General features: G+C 30.8%; 6 protein-coding genes and 1 rRNA gene. 2 read left to right on the plus strand and 5 right to left on the minus strand.

Annotation, left to right across the window (positions count from 1 at the left end):
• Positions 1-850 (plus strand): transcriptional regulator (locus CHL78_RS20900; RefSeq protein WP_116041728.1); only part of this gene is annotated, 850 nt, incomplete at its 5' end.
• Positions 851-949: 99 nt separating this feature from the next.
• Here CHL78_RS20900 and CHL78_RS19310 read toward each other — a convergent pair.
• The 4 genes from CHL78_RS19310 to CHL78_RS19325 all read right to left on the minus strand — a co-directional run bounded on the left by CHL78_RS19310 (position 950) and on the right by CHL78_RS19325 (position 4,964).
• A complete protein-coding gene (locus CHL78_RS19310) occupies positions 950-2,284 on the minus strand; it encodes an amidohydrolase (protein WP_094367319.1) in 1,335 nt (444 codons plus the stop codon).
• A gap of 16 nt (positions 2,285-2,300) precedes the next feature.
• Positions 2,301-3,407, minus strand: coding sequence for a M20/M25/M40 family metallo-hydrolase (locus CHL78_RS19315; protein ID WP_094367318.1), 1,107 nt, complete (start codon positions 3,405-3,407; stop codon positions 2,301-2,303).
• A gap of 69 nt (positions 3,408-3,476) precedes the next feature.
• Positions 3,477-4,193, minus strand: a complete 717-nt coding sequence (locus CHL78_RS19320; RefSeq protein WP_094367317.1) for a hypothetical protein — start codon at positions 4,191-4,193, stop codon at positions 3,477-3,479.
• Positions 4,194-4,211: 18 nt separating this feature from the next.
• On the minus strand, positions 4,212-4,964 hold the full coding sequence (locus CHL78_RS19325; RefSeq protein ID WP_243446488.1) for a DUF5058 family protein: 753 nt from the start codon (positions 4,962-4,964) through the stop codon (positions 4,212-4,214).
• 557 nt (positions 4,965-5,521) lie between these two features.
• On the opposite strand from CHL78_RS19325, the gene CHL78_RS19330 reads away from it, so the two are divergent.
• Positions 5,522-5,869: a hypothetical protein gene (locus tag CHL78_RS19330; protein ID WP_094367315.1), complete on the plus strand. Its 348-nt coding sequence runs from the start codon at positions 5,522-5,524 to the stop codon at positions 5,867-5,869.
• Between the two features lie 177 nt (positions 5,870-6,046).
• Here the strand turns inward: CHL78_RS19330 and rrf are convergent.
• Positions 6,047-6,163: ribosomal RNA gene (gene rrf / locus CHL78_RS19335) — 5S ribosomal RNA — on the minus strand.
• Positions 6,164-6,362 lie beyond the last annotated feature (199 nt).

Below are 6,362 nucleotides of genomic sequence, written 5' to 3' on the forward strand. Positions count from 1 at the left end.
ATTTGAAGATAAGAAAGTAGATACAATTCTTACATCTTTTTGCGCAGTATACAGCGAACTAAAAAGAAGGGGATATCCTGTATTTCATTTACAGCCAACTATCCCTCAGATAAGGGTTAGTTATGAAAAGTTAAAAACAGAAACTGCATTAAATAGAGCTCAACACTCTCAAATAGCTGTAGAAATTTTAAGATTTATAGATGATAAAGATACAAAAGAAAATTACTATTCTAACATGATAAAAAAATCAGAAGCTGATAAAATAATAGTAGACTATGTAAGAAATATACAAGGGTCTCTATTCTCATTTGGACGCAACGAATATGTTGTATTTGCTCACAAAGGTGCTGTAGATCACGATCTCAATTACAAGCAATTATTTAAATTACAAAAAGATATAAAATCAATAGGGTTCGCTCTAAATGTAGGTATAGGAATAGGCATAACTGCTTATCAAGCAGAAACTAATGCCTATAAAGCTTTAAATAAGCACATTGATTCAAAAGAATTTGATATTTTCTCAGTTGATGAAAATGATAATATTAAAGGACCTTTAGGGTCAGCAGATATTTTAAATTACCCTTTAGTATCCTCTGATGAAAATATAATAGATATTTCTGAGAAAACAGGTCTTAGCTGTGAATCAATATCAAAATTAATGGCTATAAGTGAAACTAGAAAAAGTAAAATATACGATACAAAAGAATTGGCTAATTATTTAGATATAAGTGAAAGAAGTGCAAGACGTATTCTTAATAAAATTATTTCATCAGATTTAGGTCGAATATATGCAAAGGAAACTAGCTCTGGTGGAGGAAGACCTAAAAATTTAGTAGAAATTTTATTCTAATACTAAAATTTTAATATTATAATAAAAAGCTATGAAAAATAGAATTCAATTTCTACTCTCCATAGCTTTTTTGTTTTGCTTTAATATAATGTATTTCTATTATATAGTGTAATCAAATACATGTGTATCAGTATTTTCATCCATAAAATTTAGGTAGCTTTCTTTAGTAAAACTTGGCTTAAACTCTTCTATTATTTCCTTAGCTTTTTTAGAATCATCATAAAGCAAATCAATTAAAGTCATCGCCATAGCCTTAGCAGGAACTATATAAGCTAGTTCTTCATCACTCATTGTATAGTCTTTGGTATGTAGCGCCCCTGATACTCCTCCTATCCAAGGATGTAAGCAAGGCATTAATTGAGACATATCTCCAAAATCGGTTGAACCTGCAGATACTAGCGTTTCTTCTATTCTAGTATCATCACCATCCATAAGCTCTATAAAGTTTTCCTTAAATATACTTCCCATGTCTATATTAGTTGCTAAAGGTAAGAAACCTATAGAATCTTCTATAATAACCTTTCCTCCAAGTGCCATAGCTGCTGCATTTAAAGATCTATTTACCTTTTTATTTGCGTCAGTCATAGCTTCTACAGTAGCAGCTCTAACCATTGCTTCCATAGTTACCTTTGAAGGAACAACATTTACAACGTCTCCACCATGATTTATTATCGTACTTATTCTAACTTTATCTTCATCTTTAAACGTTTCTCTTTGAGCATTTATATTATTAGTGGCAAGTGTAGACATAACATAAGCATTTATTCCTAAGTTAGGAGTTATACCTGCATGAGATGATTTACCCACAAATGTTATTGATTTAGCTATAAATCCATTTGTATATGAGTTTATAACACAGTTTTTATCATTCTCAAAGTTTAAAGCATGGAACATCATGCACATATCAACATCATCAAAAGTACCTCTATGTACTAGCTCTTGTTTTCCACCAAAATATTTTATTTGATTGCTATCTTGTAATGATTTTCTAAATTCTAAATCTATACACTCTTCAGCAGGAACTGCCATGAAATTTATTTTTCCATCTAGATATTTATAAACACCAGAATTTATTATGCCAAGAGCACATCCAAGCATTCCACCCATTTGAACATTATGTCCACAACAGTGTACATTACCTATTTCATTTGAGTCCTTGTGTTCTGGACAAACTACAGAATCAAGTTCACCTATTACCGCTACTTTTGGACCTTGTTTATCCGAGTTTATAGTTGTCATACATCCCGTAACCGCTATATTCTCTACAACATCGACATCTAAACTTTTTAAAAACTCAACTGCAGTTTTAGTTGTTTCTACTTCTTTGTATCCTAATTCTGGAGTAGTATATATCTTCCTTCCAGCTTCTATAATTTTATCTCTATTTTTATCTATTTCTTCTAAACATAATTTCTTTAATTCTTTTATTTCCATCTTACTACCTTCCTATCTATAAAGCCATCATATGATAAACTATCTTAGTCGCATCATATAATTCATCTACATTTACATATTCATTAACTGTATGAACATCATACATTCCTAAACTTATTATAGCACTTTGGTATCCATGATTTGCCATTATATTAGCATCACTTCCACCACCTATTATCATTGGTATTGGTTCTATACCAACTTTTCTTGTTGCTTCTTCAGTTAACTTAAATACAGAGCTATCTTTGCTTAGTTCGAAGCTTGGATAAGCATTTACATGTTCAAATTTACAAGTAGTATTCATATTAGCTGCTGCAGTTTCACAACAAGACTTCATATGTTCTATCTCTTCAGCCAATCTTTCTGGTATATGAGATCTTATTTCAGCAGTAAAGCTAACTTCATCAGTTACTATATTTGTAGCTCCTCCACCCTCTATTCTTCCTATATTAGAAGTAGTCATTTCATCTATTCTTCCTATATGCATAGCGCTTATTGCATTAGATGCTGCAACTATAGCATTTATTCCTTTTTCAGGTTCTATCCCTGCATGAGCTTTTTTACCATAGAAAGTAACATTTATATTTTCTTGAGCTGGAGCTTTATATGCTATAACTCCTGTAGCTCCTCCTGCATCTAGTATAACAACATCTTTACAAGGAAGATTTTTAGGATCAAAGTTTTTAGCCCCAAGCATTCCTGCTTCTTCACAAGCAGTAAATAATAGATAGATATCTCTATGAGGTATCTTATCTTCCATCACACACTCTAATGCTTCTAATATTGCAGCTATACCAGCTTTATCATCTGCACCTAAAGTTGTAGTACCATCAGTCTTTATTATATTACCATCTATTACAGGCTTAACACCTAAACATGGTGCCACTTGGTCCATATGTGCTGCAAAACATATTGGATTTTCGCTATCTTGACCTTTTATATGCGCTATAACATTACCAGTATTTCCTCCTGATTTCTGTCCAGCATCGTCAATCATAGCTTCTATCCCTCTTGATTCTAAGTACTCAACTAGCCACTTAGCCATTTCTGCTTCTTGGTTTGATGGACTATCTACTTTGACCATTTCTATAAAATTCTCAACTAATCTTTCTCTAGATAACATAATAATCTCTCCTTATTTTATATTAATATTTAAAAGAATAGCTGCATAATTAAATGCAGCCATTTTATATTATGCCGCGTTTTGAGCAGCCTTCTTTTCTTCTTTTTCGTTTATTTTTTTACCTATTAATATAGTACCAAATACTGCAGTTAAAATAACTAAGTATGATGGACTTCCTGATCCTGGGAAGAAATCAAATACACCATTCTTTAATAAGAAGTTCATTGGTACAGCTATTAATGCTGCAACTATTGCAAACTTTGGCTTCATTATTGCAAACTGACCAAATACAGCACCAAATAATGCTGGTAATATTAAATCAAATGCAGCCGTTATTTGTGGAGGTAGTACAGCTAATATTGCTTGCCCAAATACTACACCTAAAGATAATATTATTATATTTACAATTATAGATACAGCTATTCCTATAGTTGATATTACTGATCCTTTTTCTGTTCCAGCTTCAACACCTGCAGCTTCTTGAGCTACCATAGCACAAGGAACTCTCATGTTTGATGTATTTCCTGATATAAATGTCATATATGTACCTGGTATACCAAGTATCGGGAAGTAAGCTATTGGTTCAACTACATAGAATGCACCACTTACACTTATTTGTGAAATTGTTCCTGCTATTATCGCTGCAATAGGAGGCATATATCCAAATATTCCTGATACTACGAATATTGGACCAAAACATAATATTATTCCTAATAGTAAAGTTCCTTTACCCCATTTTGTTATGCTTGGGATATATTTTGTTAAATAGTAATTATTGTTACTCATTTATTTTTCCTCCTTAGATTACATTAAATTAAGTAATACTGTACCTATTATCATTCCAGAGAACATTGATATAGATAAAGCCCATTCTTTTATCCACTGGATATTTTTATCTTTTGCTATCTTAGATAATATCATCATAACACCACAACCTATTATTGTTGCTAATGCTGCTGGTGAAGTAAATGTAACTGAACCTTCTCCTGTAATGAAGTTACCTGATGCTAAGTAAGCAAATGCCCCTAACATTGCACAAGCAGATATTATTGGAACTAATTTTTGATTACCATTTGATAATAAGTGATTAACTTTATCCATTTTATCAGTGAATAATAATGTGAATATTAACCAACCTAATGAACCTAAAACCATTACCCATACAGCTGTTGCAAATACCATAGGATCCATACCAGCTCCTAATTTTGCACCCATTGCTTCAGCACCAAATCCTGCTGCCATAAGCTCATAGTTTACAGAACCTATGAATGATAATCTCATCCAAGATATTGGTCCACCCATTGAAACTAATAAAGATATCATACCTACTAATATAACTATTGATGGTCCTATTGATGATATAGCACTACTTTTTATAGCTGCCTTAACTTGTGTATCCTTGATACCCATTTCTTTAGCCGCTACTACCGATTTCCTAAAGAATACTATTGATTGAACTATAACAACCGCTACTGCCAATCCTGCTGCTAACCACATAAAAGGGTGATTTGCCATTTTTAAATAATCTGCTTCAAATATCGTTTTCAAACTCTCCATTATAATTCCTCCTAATACAATTCTATACGTATTATACATAAGTTAAAGACATGTCATTAATATGTCCTTAACTCAATAATATAGGAAAAGCTTTATTAAGTCAATAAAAAAACTTATTTTTTGTATTTTTTTGTTTAATTTTATTTTATATGGGTAATCGTTAAATTTAAAATTTTAATTTAATTATAACATTAATTTAAATTCAAAAATAGTTCTATATGGGATAAATGCGGATTTTAAAATTGATACAGTATTTCCAACGCTCTGAAGGATTTAAAGTTCTGTTCAAATGGGATTTGAAATTTAGAAAAACACCAATGCGTATATTTTAAAAACATTATAATCATCGGTGTTACTAGTATATAGTTACTTATGACCCATTTTTCAAAAACACACACAATTTGTACTATGAGAGATAAAGAAAATTATTTGTATAAAAATGAAACTTTAATATCCCCTATTATTTATTTTAAATGTTATAATAGAAAACTAAGTAATAAATATTTATGAAAATACTTGAAAAGAGAAGAGATTAAACTATAGTAGGAGGATTCATCATGGGAAAATTAAAAGGAAAGACATTATCAGATAGTTTGGATTCATTAAAATCATTTCATGAAATTCATGATTTTGAGTGTAGTGAATTTGATGTAGGTATAAAAGTTGTCTCAAAATTAAACAATAAAGTTATATTGGATAAACATGTTCCAGTACGTGTTGTATTAGATAAAGATAGACAATATATAAATATAATATGGCAAGAGGCTGGGGTAAAGAATTTTAGAAGTAAGCAACTCTTCGAAAGATATAATCCTAACTTCAACGAAATGATTCTTGATGAAAATAATAATTCTTTAGAAATTAATTCTACAGATTCAGATAAAATACTAATTATCAATTACTAGAAAGTAAAATAGAAGTAAAAATTAATATTTACAGAATATACAATATGTCTGAAAGTGATATAAGAGCCACAAATAAATAGGCACAAAAATTTCCTAATACAAAAAGCTACACACCTAATTTATATAGGCTGTGTAGCTTCTTATATTTTATCATTTTTTGTTGCAATAAAAAAGATTACGTGGCTACGTCTTACTCTCCCAGGCAGTTGCCCACCAAGTACCATCAGCGCTAGAGAGCTTAACTTCTGTGTTCGGAATGGGAACAGGTGTATCCTCTCTGCTATTGTAACCACATAATCTCTTATGCTTAATATTTCTATTAAGTTATTTAGAGTTAATACTCTAAAAACTGCAAACATTTAAAATTCATGACATTCATTTCGCCAACGTCTAAATATTCATATTCATTCATATTTATCCCGTTGCTCAAATATATATATTGGTCAAGTCCTCGACCTATTAGTATCGATAAGCTACATACATTACTGCACTT

The organism is Romboutsia weinsteinii (assembly GCF_002250835.2).
Taxonomy (GTDB): Bacteria; Bacillota; Clostridia; order Peptostreptococcales; family Peptostreptococcaceae; genus Romboutsia_A; species Romboutsia_A weinsteinii.

Coding starts and splice junctions, on each gene's coding strand:
- CHL78_RS19330 (WP_094367315.1), top strand. CDS start 5,522: ATGGGAAAATTAAAAGGAAAGACATTATCAGATAGTTTGGATTCATTA.
- CHL78_RS19310 (WP_094367319.1), bottom strand. CDS start 2,284: ATGGAAATAAAAGAATTAAAGAAATTATGTTTAGAAGAAATAGATAAA.
- CHL78_RS19325 (WP_243446488.1), bottom strand. CDS start 4,964: ATGGAGAGTTTGAAAACGATATTTGAAGCAGATTATTTAAAAATGGCA.
- CHL78_RS19320 (WP_094367317.1), bottom strand. CDS start 4,193: ATGAGTAACAATAATTACTATTTAACAAAATATATCCCAAGCATAACA.
- CHL78_RS19315 (WP_094367318.1), bottom strand. CDS start 3,407: ATGTTATCTAGAGAAAGATTAGTTGAGAATTTTATAGAAATGGTCAAA.